Below are 14818 nucleotides of genomic sequence, written 5' to 3'. Positions count from 1 at the left end.
CCGGCGCGGACGGCACCGGCCTCGGGGCGGCGTTCCCCGGAGCCGAGGGCACCGGCCTCGGGACGGCCTCGCCCGGCGCGGACGGTACGGGCCTCGGCTGGGCCTTGCCGGGGAGCGAGGGCACGGGCCGCGGCGCCGACGCGGCCACGCTGTGTGCGGCGGCCGGGGCGAGCGGGGACGGGGTCGCGTGCGCCGGGGCCGACGGGCCCGCGGCGAAGGCGAGTGCGGTGCCGCCGAGCGCGACGGCCGCGGCTGCGGCGCAGACGCCCGCGACGCGGCGCAGCCTGGCCCCCGGGGTGCGGTGGTCTGCGGTGGGCTGCTGAGCTGACATGCGGTTCCCTCAGATCGGTCGGTCGTGCCGGAATGCGGTCGGTGGAGGCGCCTCCACCACGACAGACGTGCGGGGCCCGCGGGGGTTGCGGGTGCCCCGGAGGAAAAACCGCGCGGACGGCCCCGCGGGCCCGCCCGCCGGGCGCTACAGCTCGGCCGGCGCCGAGATCTTGGTGTCCTCGCGGGTGAACGCCACCTCGTCCACCGGGTTGCCGCGCGCCGCCGCGGCCTCGGCCACCAGGTCCTGCAGCACCCGCACCTCCACCAGGGCGCTCCGCACGGACGTGAGGCCCACGGGGACCGTCACCGCCGCCACGCCCGGCGGGACGGGCGCGCCGCCCTCGGTGACCGCGAAAACGCCGGTGGGCTTCTGGGTGAGCTGCCGGGCGAGGCCGAACTCCCGCTCGCCGCCCACCACCACATGGCCCGTGTGCTCGCTCGCGCAGTCCATCGGACGTGCAGGTAGCCGCGGGTGCCGCAGGCGGCGGACGGCACGAGCGGGCCCTCGCGCAGCAGCAGGGCGACCGCCTCCGCGGTGGTGAGCTGCGGCGCCGACGCCACCACGTCCGCCGAGCCGCGGGCGAGCGGGCAAGCGGGCAAGCGGGCAAGCGGCGAAGCCGGCGAGGGCCGCCGCGTTGTCCGCGGCGCACTCCTCCATCAGGTCGGGCAGCCGGCGCCAGCGGTCGTCCACCGCGCCCGTGGCCACGACGTCGGCGAGCATGCCGAGCGCCGCGCAGGTGACCGTGAAGCCGACTGTGGAGACCCGGCTGTCCGGCTGTCCGGCTGTCCGGCTGTCCGGCTGTCCGGCTGTCCGGCTGTCCGGCTGTCCGCCGAGGGTGAGCGCCGCTTCGGCGGCCTCCCCGAGCGGGCTCTCCTCCGCGTTGGTCACCGCGAGCGTGGGCACGCCGGCCTCGCGGAACCGCGTCACCAGGTCGGCCGTCTCCCGGCTCCGGCCGCTCTGCGAGAGCGCCACGACCACGTCGGGCCTGCCCGTGGCCGCCGGATAGTCCGAGCAGTCCGTGCGGGCCGCGGCCACGCTGAGTCCACGCCGGCCCTGAGCGCTCCGGCCCCTCGCGGGCCCCGACCGTGCGCGGACCCCTGGCCCGGACCCATGTTCCGGTTCCGCTTCGTGCCGGGGACGCTCGCGGCCTGGGCGTGCGGGGGCGACGGTGTGACGGTGGGCGCGGCCGGGGCGCTGGGGGGCGACGGCGCCGGGCGGGTCCTTTCTGGATCGGGGCCGGCTACGCGGGCGCGGCCGGCTCCTGAGGCTCCTCCCCGCGGCGCGTGGCGTCGCATGGGCGGGCCGGCGCCGCGGCGGGCGGCGCGCCGAACGTCGTCCACGCCGCACGCTCCGGCACCCGCAGCACCTCCCGGCCCGCCACGGCGTTGAGGATCGTCGCCGCGCGCCACGCGCCGAGCGTCAGGTCGGGCGCGCCGACGCCGTGCGTGTGCAGTTCCGCGTTCTGCACGTACAGCGTGCCCGGCACACCGGGGGCCAGCGCGACCCGGTAGGAGCCGTCCACCCGGTAGCGGCCCCTGGCGTCCCAGTCGATGAGCTTCGCCACGCCGTCGAGGAACGGCGGCCGCACGGCCGCGTACCCGGTGGCCGAGACCACCGCGTCGGTGCGCACCGTGAACGCGGCGCCCTGGTCGAGATGGCGGCAGGCCAGGGTGTAGCCGCCGGCCGTGGTCTCGATGCCGGTCACCGAGACGCCCGGATGCAGGTCGGCGGGCGGGGGAGCGCCGCCGATGGTGCGCTCGTACAACAGGTCGTGGATGTCGGCGAGGGTCTCCGCGCTGACGCCCTTGTAGAGCTGCCACTGCTGCTCGACGAGCTGGTCGCGCCGGTCCTCCGGCAGTCCGCGGAAGTAGCGCACGTAGTCGGGCGTGAAGTGTTCGAGCCCGATCTTGGAGTACTCCATGGGCGCGAAGGCGGGGGTGCGGGTGACCCACCGCACGTGCGGTCCTGCCGCGCCGCCCTCGCCGTGGCGCCGCAGCAGGTCGAGGACGACCTCGGCGCCCGACTGCCCGCCGCCGACGACCGTCACGTCGGCGAGCCCGGCCAGCGCGTCGCGGTGCGTGCGGTAGTCCGCGCTGTGCAGGACGCGCCCGGTGTGCGCCGCCGCGCGGACGTACGGCCGCAGCGGCTGCGGCACGACGGGCTCCGTGCCGACGCCGAGGACCACCTGCCGGGCGAGGACGCGGACCGTGGCGCCGTCGCCGCCGCGGTAGGTGACGGCGAACGCCCCCGCTCCCTCGTCGAGGGTGATGTCCGTGACCCGCGCGTCGAAGCGGCAGGACGGCAGGGACTCGGCCACCCAGCGGCAGTAGTGGTCGTACTCGCGGCGCGGTATGTGGAACCGCTCGGAGAAGAAGAACGGGAACATCCGGTCGTGCTGCCGCAGGTAGTTCAGGTACGACCAGCGGTTGGTGGGATCGGCGAGCGTCACCAGGTCGGCGAGGAAGGGAACTTGGAGGACCGTGCCGTCGAGCAGCAGCCCCGGGTGCCAGACGAAGGACGCTTTCGCGTCGAGGAAGAGTGAGCTGAGCCCCGGCGTCTGGTCGGCGAGGGCGGCGAGCGAGAGGTTGAACGGCCCGATGCCGACCCCGACGAGGTCGTGGACGAGGTGTTCTGCCATGCGGATCTCCTCCTGGGAGGGGGTGGAGAACGGCGAACCCGCGCACGGACACGGTCGCGGTCGCGTCCCCGTACGGCGCTGCCGTCGCTCCCCGGACCCCGGCGGCGCTGCCGGTCGTGCCGCGGCCCCGGCCCCGGGAGGCCCGGGGCGAGAGCCGCGGCGGCGGGAAGTCACCAGGGAGTCTACGAAGACGGCTCGGCGGGGCGCCGCGCGCTATCACGCCGAAGCGGGCGGCGACTTGACGCGCACTCAGCCGATCCTGATCAGGCGTCAGTCGCGCAGCGCCCGGCCCCAGACCTCGGTGGCCGGCCCCGTGCCCACGGACGGCACGTGCGCGTCGTCCGCGACGGCCGTGCCGAGCCGCAGCCAGCCCCACGACGTGAGCGAGGCCGCCGCGCCCGCGTTGGCCGGGTCGACCCGGGTGACGGCGAGGACCGCGTCGGTGCGGGCGAGGAGCGCTTCGAGCAGCCGCCCGGCCACGCCCATGCGCCGGTACGGCGGTCGCACGGTCAGCTCGGCGAGCGCGAACACCTGCCCGGAGACGGTCAGTTCCTCCACGTCCCAGGGCGCGTCCGCGCCCAGCCCGCGCCACCAGTCGCCCGACCTGCCGATCAGGTAGCCGTACGCGTGGCCCGCCGTCCTGCCGCCGGAGCCGGCCACCACCATGTCGAACCCGGGGCGGCTGAAGGCCCGGTTGAACGCCTTGAGGAACGACTGGCGGTCCTCGTACTCCGCGCCGTGCGCCCGGTGGTAGGTCTCCACGAACTCGTCGGCGAGAGCCTCCTGCTGCTGCTCGGCCTGCCACCTGCTCAGGTGACGCAAGAAGACTTCTGGCACGTGCGGTCGCCCCTCCCACCCGGGCCCGTGCGGACCGTGGACATCGGCGTCCATCGTCGCAGGCCGCGCGGGGCGACGGAAGCCCGGGCGATCTTTGCGGCGCGCTCCCCGGCGGCGGGGGCGCGCTCCCGGGCCGCTCCCGCGCGCCGGGCGCCCGGGAGCGGCCGAGATCACCGGCACGATCGTCAGATGGGCTTACGGTGACGGTTCGTGGCCGGTCATCACCCCGTGTGTGCGGGCGGTTATCCTGTGCGGGTGCCGGCGCGTCGCCCTCCCGGCGGCGACCGCCGCGCGCGGGACAAGCGCACCGAATGTTCAACCGGCGTGTCATGCGGCCGATCGGGTACGGGGGGACACTGGATCGGCCGGGTGCCGCGCACCACCGCACCAACAGGCGCCGCCGCAGGACCCGTACGCGATCCGCACGGGGCCGGGGACGGCCTCGTACCGCGAAGGGTTCCGCCATGTCTCTCCCGTCCGTACGCCCCGGCCTGCTGTGCGCGCTGCGCGGCGGGCACCGGCCGGCCGCAGCGCTGCTCGTCAGCGGGCTGCTCCTCGCCGGCTGCGGCACGGCGACCACGGCGGGCGGCCACCACGAGGCCGCGGCCGACCCGGCCGCGGGCGCGCCCGACCACAAGGCGGCCGCGGCGCAGGGGGCGCAGGACGACGGCAAGGCGAACCGCTCGGAGACGCGCTCCGCGCTCAGCGCCCGCATCCCCGACCAGTCCTCGCCCACGCTGCCCGGCGTGGGGCCCGCGATGACGGCACGCATCCCCTCCTCGGCCCGGCAGGCCGTGGTGGTCACGGGCGCGGACCGGGACACGAACACCGCGACCTTCCGCCTCTACGAGCGCGCCGACAGCGGCTCGCCGTGGCGCCCCGCCACCGACGTGTGGCCCGCCCACAACGCCCTGCGCGGCTGGACCACCCACCACATGGTGGACGACCGGCGCTCACCGATCGGGGTGTTCTCGCTCACGGACGCGGGCGGCAAGGACGCCGACCCCGGCACGCGGATGCCGTACGACCACAGCTACCACTTCACCGCGTACGGGCAGGGCTTCGACGGCGAGCCGCTCGCGGGCGCCTTCGACTACGTCGTGGCCATCAACTACAACCGCGACCCGGGGACCACCCCGCTCGACCAGCGCAAGCCGCTCGGCCCCGCGCGCGGCGGCGGCATCTGGATCCACGTCGACCACGGCGGCCCCACCCAGGGCTGCGTCTCCATCGCGAAGGACCACATCAGGCAGCTGCTGCGGATGCTGGACCCGGCGAGCCACCCGGTCGTGGTGATGGGCGACGCCAGGACGCTGGCGAGTTGACGTGCCGTCAGCCCGGCGCCCTACCCTGGCCGGACGCGGATCATCCCTTCCGACGTGATCTGTAACACTTCTCACGAACAAAGTATGGCTAGGCTTACCTAACCCTCGCTAATGTGTGCGCACCTTCGGAACGAGGAGTGCGACCCAGTGAGCCCACGTCCCAGATCCCTGTCCCGCCGGGGCTTCCTGCTCGGCACCGGTGCCGCGGCGGGCGCCGCGCTCCTCACCGCCTGCGGCTCGGACGGCGGCTCGGACAAGAACCCCGGCAAGAGCGGCACGGCCGCGGCCGGCGGCTCCGACGCGGCGGCCTTCCCCGTCACCGTGCCGGGCAAGCCGGGCAGCACGACGGTGAAGTCGGCGCCCAAGCGCGTCGCCGCCTGCGGCTACCTGCGCGACGTCGACCTCGCGATCGCCCTCGGCGCCCCCCTCGTCGCCGCCACGTCCAACTCGGCGTTCGCGAGCGGCCTCGCGCCCTGGCAGAAGCCCACGGGCAAGATCCAGCTCATCGACCAGACCTCCGGCATCCCGATCGAGAAGGTCGCAGCCGCCGCGCCCGACCTGATCCTCGCGAGCGACGACTACTCCATCAAGGACGACTTCCCCAAGCTCAACAGGATCGCGCCCACCCTCGGCTACCAGGACGGCCCGGGCAGCGACCAGTGGGACGTGATGATCCGCCGCGCCGGCAAGGCGCTCGGCCGCGCCGACGAGGCGGAGAAGCTGATCAAGGGCGTGCAGGACAAGGTCGCCAAGGCCGTCGCCTCGCACCCCCAGTTCAAGGGCCACACCTACACGTTCGGACCCGCGGGCTCCGACGGCTCGGTCTTCACCATCAGCCGGGAGGCGGACGCGTCCGCGGAGTTCTTCTCGCGGCTCGGCTTCCACCTCTCCCCCAAGGTCACCTCCCTGCCGCAGTCCAGCACGCCCAACCGCTCCCAGATCGCGGCGGAACGCCTCGACCTGCTCGACGCCGACGTGCTGATCCTCGCCTACCCGGACGCCAAGACCCGGGCGCAATTCGAGTCGAAGCCGCTGTTCAAGAGGTTGTCGGCGGTCAAGCGCGGCGCGTACATCGCGATCGACATGCCCACCGCGCTCTCCCTCGCCTTCCCTTCCGTCCTCTCGATCCCCTACGGGCTCGACCTGATGCTCCCGAAGCTGACCACGGCGGTGGCCACGCTTGGCTGAGGCCGCTCAGGCGGCGCCCGCCGCCGGAACCACCGGGTCCGGGGCGGCTGCCGCCCCGGACCCGGCCGACGACCTCACCGTGCTCCAGGCGCCCGTCGTCGGCCGGGTGACGCTCGCCGCCGTGTTCGAGGGGATCGCGGCGGCGCTGTCCTGTGCGCCGATGGTCGCCATCGTGGAGATCGGCCGCAGGCTGCTGCGCCACGACACCGCGCACGTGTGGGCGATCGCCTGGGCCGCCGTGGGCGTGCTCGCGCTGCGGCTCGCCCTGCACCTGGCGTCCGGGGTGCTCAGCCACCTCGCCGACGTCACCCTCGCGGGCTCGCTGCGCCACCGGCTCGCCGACCAGCTCGCGGCGCTGCCGCTGCGCTGGTACGCGGGCGGGGTGTCCGCGCGGGTCAAGACCACGGTCCAGGACGACGTGGGCCGGCTGCACCATGCCGTCGCGCACGCGCGCGGCGACCTGGCCGCCGCCGTCGCGGGCCCCGCCGTCATCGCCGCATACCTGCTGTGGGCGGACTGGCGGCTCGCCCTGATCACCCTCGCCCTGATCGCCGGCGGGCAGACCGTGCGGATGCGGATCGCGGGCCGGGCCGGCGGCGACGTGCGGCGCATCGCCGAGGCCAACACCGAACTCTCCGCCGCCTCCATCGAGTTGGTCCGCGGCATCACGGTCGCCAAGGCGTTCGGCGGCGCCGGGGGCGGCGCGCCCGCCCGGTTCAGGGCCGCGGCGGCCGCCTACGCCGACGCCAACGACGCCGCGCAGCGCGCCTTCGTGCGCAAGCGCAGCCTCACCCGCTCCACGGTCGCGCCCGCGACGGTGCTGCTGGTGACGGTCGCCTTCGGGACCTGGTTCACCGCGCTCGGCTGGACCGACCCGGTCGACCTGGTCGCCTTCGTCCTGCTCGGGCTCGGCCTCTTCGACCTGCTGACACCGGTCTACTCGGCGCGCGACCAGGCGCGGACGGCCCGCGACGCGGCCACGCGGGTCGGCGCGCTGCTGCGCGAGGACCGGGAGGACCGGGAGGACCAGAAGGACCGGGAGGACCAGAAGGACCGCGAGGACCGGGGGGACCAGGAGGGCCGGGGGGACGCCGGCGAGGCGCCCGTCGCGCCCGGGGGCCTGCCCGGCGCGCCGCCCGGCACCCCGCTGCCGCTCGAACTCCGCGGCGTCGGCTTCTCGTACGACGGGGAGCGGCCCGTCCTTCAGGACGTCACGGCGACCCTGCGGCCCGGCACCGTCACCGCGCTCGTCGGCCCCTCGGGCGCGGGCAAGTCGACGCTCGGCATGCTGCTCGCCCGCTTCTACGACCCGACCGCCGGCGCCATCACGCTCGGCGGCGTCGACCTGCGCGACCTGGAGCGCGGCGAGCTGTACCGGCACATCGGGTTCCTCTTCCAGGACACCGTGCTGCTGCGGCGCTCCGTGCGGGACAACATCGCGCTGGCCGACCCCGACGCGCCCTTCGAGAAGGTGCGCGCCGCGGCGCGGGCCGCCGCGATCCACGACCGGATCACCGAACTCCCGCAGGGCTACGACACGGTGGTGGGCACAGGCGCCCGGTTCTCCGGCGGCGAGGCGCAGCGCGTCGCCATCGCCCGCACCCTGATCGCGGACACGCCCGTCCTCGTGCTCGACGAGGCGACGGCGGCCGCCGACCCGGAGTCGGAGGCCGCCGTGCAGGACGCGCTCGCCGAACTCACCGCGGGCCGCACCCTCCTGGTCGTCGCGCACCGGCTGCGCACCATCGTGGAGGCCGACCAGATCCTCGTCCTGGACGAGGGGCGCGTCGCGGAACGCGGCACGCACCCGGAACTGCTGGCCGCGGACGGCGCGTACGCCCGGCTGTGGCGGGCCCAGCAGGGCGAGAACGGCGACGACGGCGACGACGGCGACGGCGACGGCGACGGCGAGAAGGGCGTGCACGGCGTGCACGGCGTGCACGCCGTGCACCGCGAGGACACGACCGCGCGCGGAAAGGGTACGGCGTGATCACGGGACTGCTGCGCATCACCGGAGGCGCGGGCCGCCCGCTGCTGGTCAGGCACCTGCTGGCGACGGTCGCCAACGCGGTCTGCGAGGGCGTGGCGTTCGGCCTGCTCGTACCGCTGCTCACCGCACTCCTCGGCGGGCACACCGGCGAGGCCGCGCACTGGCTCGGGCCGCTCGCCGCCGCCGTCGCGGTCGGCTGGGCCGCGCACTACGCGATGGAGACGACCGCGCTCGCCCTCTCCTCCGCCTGGCGCAGGGCGCTGTACGAGCGGCTCGGCGACCATGTCGTACGGCTGCCGCTCGGCTGGTTCGACGAGACGCGCACGGCGCAGCTGGAACGGCTGCTCGGCCGGGGCGTCAACACCGCGGTGCGCGGCGTCTTTCTGACGCAGACCCTGGTGACGGCCGTGGTGCGGCCCGCGACCGTGCTGGTCTTCCTGCTCTGCTACGACGCGTGGCTGGCGCTCGCGGTGCTGGTGGCGGTGCCCGTGGTGCTCGCGGTGTTCTCCGTCGCGCGCCGCATGACCGAGCGCACCGACGCGGCGCACGACGCGGCGGCGGCCGAGGCCAGCGCCCGGCTGGTCGAGTTCGCCGGCGCCCAGCCCGTGCTGCGGGCCTCGGGCGGCGCCCGCGGCGGGCGCAGGGAGCTCGACGCGGCACTCGACGGGCAGCACGAGGCGGCGCGCCGCCAGGTGTTCGGCGCGCTTCCCGGCCTCCACCTCGGCGAACTCGTCACCCAACTCGCCTTCACCGCCCTGCTGGTGGTGGGCCTCCTGCTGGCCACGCACGGCGGTGTGGACGCGCCGAGGATCATCGCGCTGCTGGTGCTCGGCACCCACTTCCTCCAGCCGTTCGCGGTCGTCGCGGGCGCGGCGGCCGGGCTGACCACCGTGCGCGCCGCCATCGGCAGGATCGACGCGCTGCTGCGCACCGAGCCGCTGCCCGAGCCGCCCCACCCGCGTCCGCTGCGGGTCTCCCCCGACGACGGCCCGCCGGGTGTCGAACTCGACGACGTGGTCTTCGGCTACGGGCCGGGGCCCGACGGCGCCCGCGCGGCCGTGCTCGACGGCTTCTCGCTCACCATCCCCGCGGGCCGCACGGTGGCCCTGGTCGGAGCCTCGGGCTCCGGCAAGACGACGGTGACGAAGCTGGTCGCGCGCTTCCACGACGTGGACGCGGGCGCGGTGCGGGTCGGCGGCGTCGACGTGCGGCAGGCGGCGACCACCGACCTGATGGACACCGTCTCCCTGGTCTTCCAGGACGTGCGCCTGGTGGACGGCACCATCGAGGAGAACATCCGCCTCGGCCGCCCCGACGCCACCGAGGCCGAGGTTCGCGAGGCCGCGCGGCGCGCCCGGGTCGACCGGATCGTGGAACGGCTGCCCGCGGGCTGGGCGAGCCCGGTCGGCGAGGGCGGCTCCCTGCTGTCGGGCGGCGAGCGCCAGCGCGTCGCGATCGCCCGCACCCTCCTCAAGGACACCCCCGTCGTCCTCCTCGACGAGGCCACCTCGGCCCTCGACGCCGAGAACGAGGTCGCCGTCCGCGAGGCCCTGCGCGAGCTGGCACGCGGCAGGACCCTCCTGATCATCGCCCACCAGCCCGCCACCATCGCCGACGCGGACGCCATCGCCGTACTCGAAGACGGCCGCGTGGTCGAACACGGCACCCACACCTCCCTCCTCGCCGCGGGCGGCCGCTACGCCGACCTCTTCGGCAGCTACGAACGCGCCCACGGCTGGCGCCTGCGCAACCGCTGACCCGCCCGCGGCGGGGCGCGCCCCGGCCAGGGCTGCGATGCTGGCGGGATGGAGAGTCCGGCCGGCGCGAGGGGTTGCGGGTACGGGCGGCCCGAGGCGGTCACGCCCGAGCCGCCGCGCGCACAGCCGCGTCCGCTGCTCACGCAGGAGTGGCGCGACCTCGCGATGCTGCACTGGGCGGTGGACCCGGCGCGGGTCGCGCCGCTGCTGCCCGCCGGGACCGTGCCCGACCTGCACGAGGGCGCGGCGTATGTGGGGCTCATCGCGTTCCGGATGGAGCGGGTGGGCTGGTTCCGGCTGCCCGGGGTGCCGTACTTCGGGACGTTCCCCGAGGTCAATGTGCGGCTGTACTCGGTGGACGCGCGCGGGCGCAGGGGCGTCGTCTTCCGCTCCCTCGACGCGTCCCGGCTCGTGCCGGTGCTGGTGGCCCGCGCGGCGCTGCGCCTGCCCTACCAGTGGGCGCGGATGCGGGTGCGGCGGGCGGGCGACGTCCTCACCTACACCAGCGGACGGCGGCTGCCGGGCCCGGTCGGCGCCGCGGCAAGGATCAGCGTCAGGGCGGGCGGGCCGCTCGCGGAGCCGACCCCGCTCGAACACTTCCTGACCGCGCGCTGGGCGCTCCACACGACGCTCGGCGGCCGCCTCGCGCATCTGCCGAACACGCACCCGCGCTGGCCGCTGCACCGCGCCGAGCTGCTCGACTGCCGGGAGACGCTGGTCGAGGCGGCGGGCCTGCCCGCGCCCTCGGGGCCGCCGGCGAGCGTCCTCTACTCGCCGGGCGTCCCGGTGCGCTTCGGCCGCCCGGAGCGGTGAGCCGGCCGGCCGGACGCGGGACGCGGCCACAGAACGAGCCGGAGGCCGGAACCATGCCTCCGTGGCACGGCCCCGGCCTCCTGGGCGGGTGCGGGCCGGGGGCCGGCGTCAGACCGCAGGGGCCGGCTCCTCAAGGCGGGGGAAGAGGACCTCGCCCTTGGTGACCGTGGCGCCCCCGGGCAGGTGGCCCCAGCGGGCGGTGTCGCCGATGCGCTGGTCCGCGAGGGCGCCGAGCGACTCGGCGGCGCCCAGCGACTGCCAGAGCTTCTCGCTGGTGGCGGGCATCACCGGGTTCAGCAGGACCGCGATGGCGCGCAGCGAGTCGGCCGCCGTGTAGAGAATCGTCGCGAGGCGCGCCCGGCCCTCGTCCGAGGTGTCCTTGGCGACCTTCCAGGGCTCCTGCTCCGTGAGGTAGCCGTTGACCTGCTTCACGAAGTCGAAGACCGCCGCGATACCGCCGGCGAAGTCCACCTCGTCGCCGATGCGCCGGTCCGCCTCCGCGACCGCCGTCGCGAGGCCCTCGTGCACGGCGCGCTCGGCGTCGCCGTCCGCGGTGGACGCGGGCAGCTTCCCGCCGAAGTACCTGCCGACCATGGCGGCGACGCGGGACGCGAGGTTGCCGTAGTCGTTGGCCAGCTCGGAGGTGTAGCGGGCGCTCAGGTCCTCCCAGGAGAACGAGCCGTCCTGACCGAACGCGATCGCGCGCAGGAAGTACCAGCGGTACGCGTCGACGCCGAAGTGCGACGTGAGGTCCTGCGGCTTGATGCCGGTGAGGTTGGACTTCGACATCTTCTCGCCGCCGACGAGCAGCCAGCCGTTCGCGGCGACCTTGCCGGGCAGCGGCAGGCCGTTCGCCATCAGCATCGCGGGCCAGATGATCGCGTGGAAGCGGAGGATGTCCTTGCCCACCAGGTGCACGTCCGCGGGGAAGGTGGCGTCGAACTTCGCCTGGTCGGAGCCGTAGCCGACGGCCGTCGCGTAGTTGAGCAGCGCGTCCACCCACACGTAGATCACGTGCTTCGGGTCCCACGGGACGGGGATGCCCCAGTCGAAGGTGGAGCGGGAGATCGACAGGTCCTGGAGGCCCTGCCTGACGAAGTTCAGGACCTCGTTGCGCGCGGACTCGGGCTGGATGAAGCCGGGGTTCGCCTCGTAGTGGGCGAGCAGCTTCGGGCCGTACTCGCTGAGCTTGAAGAAGTAGTTCTCCTCTTCGAGGATGTCCACCGGCTTCTTGTGGACGGCGCACAGCGGGGTGCCGTCCTCGGCCTCGATGAGGTCGCCGGGGAGCTTGTACTCCTCGCAGCTGACGCAGTACGGGCCCTCGTAGCCGCCCTTGTAGATCTCGCCCTTGTCGTACAGGTCCTGCACGAACTCCTGGACGCGGTCCGTGTGGCGCTTCTCCGTGGTGCGGATGAAGTCGTCGTTGGCCACGTCGAGGTGGGTCCACAGGGGCCGCCACGACTCCTCGACGAGCTTGTCGCACCACTCCTGCGGGGTGACCCCGTGCGCCTCCGCGGTGCGCAGGATCTTCTGACCGTGCTCGTCCGTGCCGGTGAGGTACCACACCTTCTCGCCGCGCTGGCGGTGCCAGCGCGTGAGCACGTCGCCTGCGACGGTCGTGTAGGCGTGGCCCAGATGGGGGGCGTCGTTGACGTAGTAGATGGGGGTGGAGACGTAGTACGTCTTCCCGCCCCGCGCTTCGGGTTCTGTGGCCGCCATGGACGAAATGGTATCCGCCGCCCTCCTGTGCCTCCGAACGGTTTCCCCCGGGGCGGGGGCGGGCGCGACCATGGCGGGGACGCGTGCGCGGACGGGATCCGCGCGGCTGCGGCGGGCGGGATCTCCGGGGCCCGGCCGATCGTTCCCCCTCGTGGACCGGTTCCGCGCGGACCAGGCGGCGGGCCTCGGCACCGGGCCGCGCGGCAGGCGGCGGACGGGCCGCGCGGCAGGCGGCAGAGGACGGGAGGTGCGGTCGGGTGGCGGGTGGCACGGGCGGTTCCGGCGGCGCGGGCGCGGAGGGCGCGGGCGCGTGGAGCGGCGCGGGGCTGCCGCCGGCCGCCCGCGAGCGGCTCGCGGACGCGCGGCAGAGCGGCACCTGGACGTCGGCGCTCTCGACCGGCGCCTTCGCGGCGGTGCGCTCGGTCGGTTTCGAGCCGGTCGGGCAGGTCATGGGCTCGGCCGTCTACCAGATCTGGAACGTCTACGACTGCGGCTACGCCGGCACCGACCTGCTGAACCGCTCGGCCCCGAGCCGTACGGTCCTGCACCGCCTCGAAGGCTATGACGGCGCGCGCCGCGCCGCGCTCGACCGGCTCTCCGCCGAGTGCGCGGCCCTCGGCGGCGACGGCGTGGTCTCCGCCGAGCTGACCGTCGCGCCGTTCCCCACCGACCCGAGCTATCTGGAGTTCAAGGTCATCGGCACCGCCGTGCGGGCGCGCGGCGCGGTCCGGCCGCCGCGGCCCTTCACCTGCCACCTCGACGGACAGGGCTTCGCGAAGCTCGTCTCGAACGGCTGGGTCCCGGTGGAACTCCTCGTCGGCATGGCCAGGGGCGTCACGCACGACAACTTCCTCACCACCGTGCAGGCGTCGAGCTGGAACAACGCCGAGGTCGGCGGGTGGTCGGAGGTCGTCACCCAGGCGCGGGCCGCCTCCCGCCGCGGCCTGGAACGGCAGGCGCGCTCCCGGGGCGCGGAGGGCGTGATCCTCGCGCAGGGCTCGCTCGTGGTGCGGGAGTTCTCCTGCTGGCGGCTGCCCGACCGGCGGGACCACGTGGCGGACTCCACCATGATCGGCACGTCCGTCGCCGCGTTCCACCGCGAGCCCGCCGAGCCGCGCACCCTGGCCGTGCTGCCGCTCGGCCGCCGCGGCGACCGGCTGCGGGCGCGGCTCGCGGCCGTCGAGTCGTCGCCGTACGGGGACCCGCTGGAGCGGACGCGGATCGTGCGGGAGCTGCGCGACCTGGGGGAGCAGGGATGAGCGGTGACACAGTGGACCAGGCAGACGCACACGACAGGGGTGACGAAGTGAGCGGTACGGAATCCGGGGCGGCCCAGGGGCCCGGCGAAGGCGCGGGGCCCCCGGCCGCGCAGGAGGGCGTTCCCGCCGACGCCATGCGCAGGCTCGCCGAGCTGACCCCGGGCAAGGCCGGGTCGATCTTCACGAGCGACCTGTCGGTGAACGAGTTCCTGCTGGTCAGGGAGGCGGGCTTCCGGCCCATCGGCCTGGTGCTGGGCAGTTCGATCTACCACGTCGGCATCCAGATCGGCCGCTGGAGCAAGAACCAGGAGCTGGAGACGCTCAGCCAGGCGATGTACCACGCGCGCGAGCTGGCCATGACCCGCATGGAGGCGGAGGCGGCGCAGCTCGGCGCGGACGGCATCGTCGGCGTGCGGCTCAGCGTGGAGGCGCGGGACTTCGGCAACGACATCGCCGAGTTCATCGCCATCGGCACGGCCGTGAAGGCGGACGAGCCCGCGCCCGGCGGCACGTCCTGGCGGAACAACAAGGGCCAGCCGTTCACCTCCGACCTGTCGGGCCAGGACTTCTGGACGCTGATCAGGGCCGGGTACGCGCCGCTCGGCATGGTCATGGGGACCTGCGTGTACCACGTGGCCCACCAGCGGATGGGCGCCGCCCTGTCGAACTTCGGCAAGAACGTCGAGATCGAGCGCTTCACCCAGGCCCTGTACGACGCCCGCGAACTGGCGATGGCCCGGATGCAGGCGGAGGCCGAGGAGCTGCACGCGGAGGGCGTCGTTGGCGTCCAGCTGAACGCGCACAACCACCGCTGGGGCGGCCACACCACGGAGTTCTTCTCCATCGGCACGGCGGTGCGGCCGCTGCGCGAGGACCACGAGATCGCGCGGCCGACGATGGTGCTCAGCCTCGACGGCTGACGGCCGGGGCGCTCAGCCCCGACGGCCGGCGGTCGGGCGAG

At 74.9% G+C, this 14818-nt stretch carries 12 protein-coding genes; 7 read left to right on the top strand and 5 right to left on the bottom strand.

Annotated features, from left to right (window positions below; genetic code table 11):
* The 4 genes from ABEA77_RS16595 to ABEA77_RS16580 all read right to left on the bottom strand — a co-directional run.
* A partial coding sequence (locus ABEA77_RS16595; RefSeq protein ID WP_345647532.1) for a hypothetical protein occupies positions 1-331 on the bottom strand: 331 nt, incomplete at its 3' end.
* A 144-nt stretch (positions 332-475) separates the two neighbouring features.
* Positions 476-1366: an SIS domain-containing protein gene (locus ABEA77_RS16590; RefSeq protein WP_345647529.1), complete on the bottom strand. Its 891-nt coding sequence runs from the start codon at positions 1364-1366 to the stop codon at positions 476-478.
* 205 nt (positions 1367-1571) lie between these two features.
* Positions 1572-2969: a lysine N(6)-hydroxylase/L-ornithine N(5)-oxygenase family protein gene (locus ABEA77_RS16585; protein WP_345647526.1), complete on the bottom strand. Its 1398-nt coding sequence runs from the start codon at positions 2967-2969 to the stop codon at positions 1572-1574.
* 270 nt (positions 2970-3239) lie between these two features.
* Positions 3240-3806 carry a GNAT family N-acetyltransferase gene (locus ABEA77_RS16580; protein WP_345647523.1) on the bottom strand — a complete coding sequence of 189 codons (567 nt, stop codon included), beginning with the start codon at positions 3804-3806 and terminating at the stop codon, positions 3240-3242.
* A gap of 464 nt (positions 3807-4270) precedes the next feature.
* Between ABEA77_RS16580 and ABEA77_RS16575 the strand changes: the two genes are divergently transcribed.
* From ABEA77_RS16575 to ABEA77_RS16555, 5 genes are all read left to right on the top strand, one after another.
* Positions 4271-5131, top strand: a complete 861-nt coding sequence (locus ABEA77_RS16575; protein WP_345647520.1) for a L,D-transpeptidase family protein — start codon at positions 4271-4273, stop codon at positions 5129-5131.
* A 147-nt stretch (positions 5132-5278) separates the two neighbouring features.
* Complete coding sequence (locus tag ABEA77_RS16570) at positions 5279-6319, top strand: iron-siderophore ABC transporter substrate-binding protein (RefSeq protein WP_345647518.1); 1041 nt, start codon at positions 5279-5281, stop codon at positions 6317-6319.
* Positions 6312-8309 carry an ABC transporter ATP-binding protein gene (locus tag ABEA77_RS16565; RefSeq protein WP_345647516.1) on the top strand — a complete coding sequence of 666 codons (1998 nt, stop codon included), beginning with the start codon at positions 6312-6314 and terminating at the stop codon, positions 8307-8309. The genes ABEA77_RS16570 and ABEA77_RS16565 overlap by 8 nt, the downstream gene beginning before the upstream one ends.
* A complete protein-coding gene (locus ABEA77_RS16560) occupies positions 8306-10066 on the top strand; it encodes an ABC transporter ATP-binding protein (RefSeq protein ID WP_345647513.1) in 1761 nt (586 codons plus the stop codon). Before ABEA77_RS16565 ends, ABEA77_RS16560 begins: the two co-directional genes overlap by 4 nt.
* A 48-nt stretch (positions 10067-10114) precedes the next feature.
* Positions 10115-10879 (top strand): YqjF family protein, encoded by a 765-nt coding sequence (locus ABEA77_RS16555; RefSeq protein WP_345647510.1) that lies wholly within the window; start codon positions 10115-10117, stop codon positions 10877-10879.
* Positions 10880-10987: 108 nt separating this feature from the next.
* Here ABEA77_RS16555 and metG read toward each other — a convergent pair whose 3' ends face one another.
* Entirely contained in the window at positions 10988-12598 is a 1611-nt protein-coding gene (gene metG, locus ABEA77_RS16550; RefSeq protein WP_345647507.1) for a methionine--tRNA ligase, read from the bottom strand.
* Positions 12599-12855: 257 nt separating this feature from the next.
* On the opposite strand from metG, the gene ABEA77_RS16545 reads away from it, so the two are divergent.
* Positions 12856-13857: a hypothetical protein gene (locus ABEA77_RS16545; protein WP_345647504.1), complete on the top strand. Its 1002-nt coding sequence runs from the start codon at positions 12856-12858 to the stop codon at positions 13855-13857.
* Positions 13854-14777: a heavy metal-binding domain-containing protein gene (locus tag ABEA77_RS16540; protein WP_345647501.1), complete on the top strand. Its 924-nt coding sequence runs from the start codon at positions 13854-13856 to the stop codon at positions 14775-14777. Before ABEA77_RS16545 ends, ABEA77_RS16540 begins: the two co-directional genes overlap by 4 nt.
* Positions 14778-14818: the final 41 nt, after the last annotated feature.

This window comes from Streptomyces tremellae (genome assembly GCF_039540215.1).
In the GTDB taxonomy this organism is placed as follows: domain Bacteria; phylum Actinomycetota; class Actinomycetes; order Streptomycetales; family Streptomycetaceae; genus Streptomyces; species Streptomyces tremellae.
Note: the sequence above shows the minus strand (reverse complement) of the source record. Positions and strands in the feature narration are given on the sequence as shown.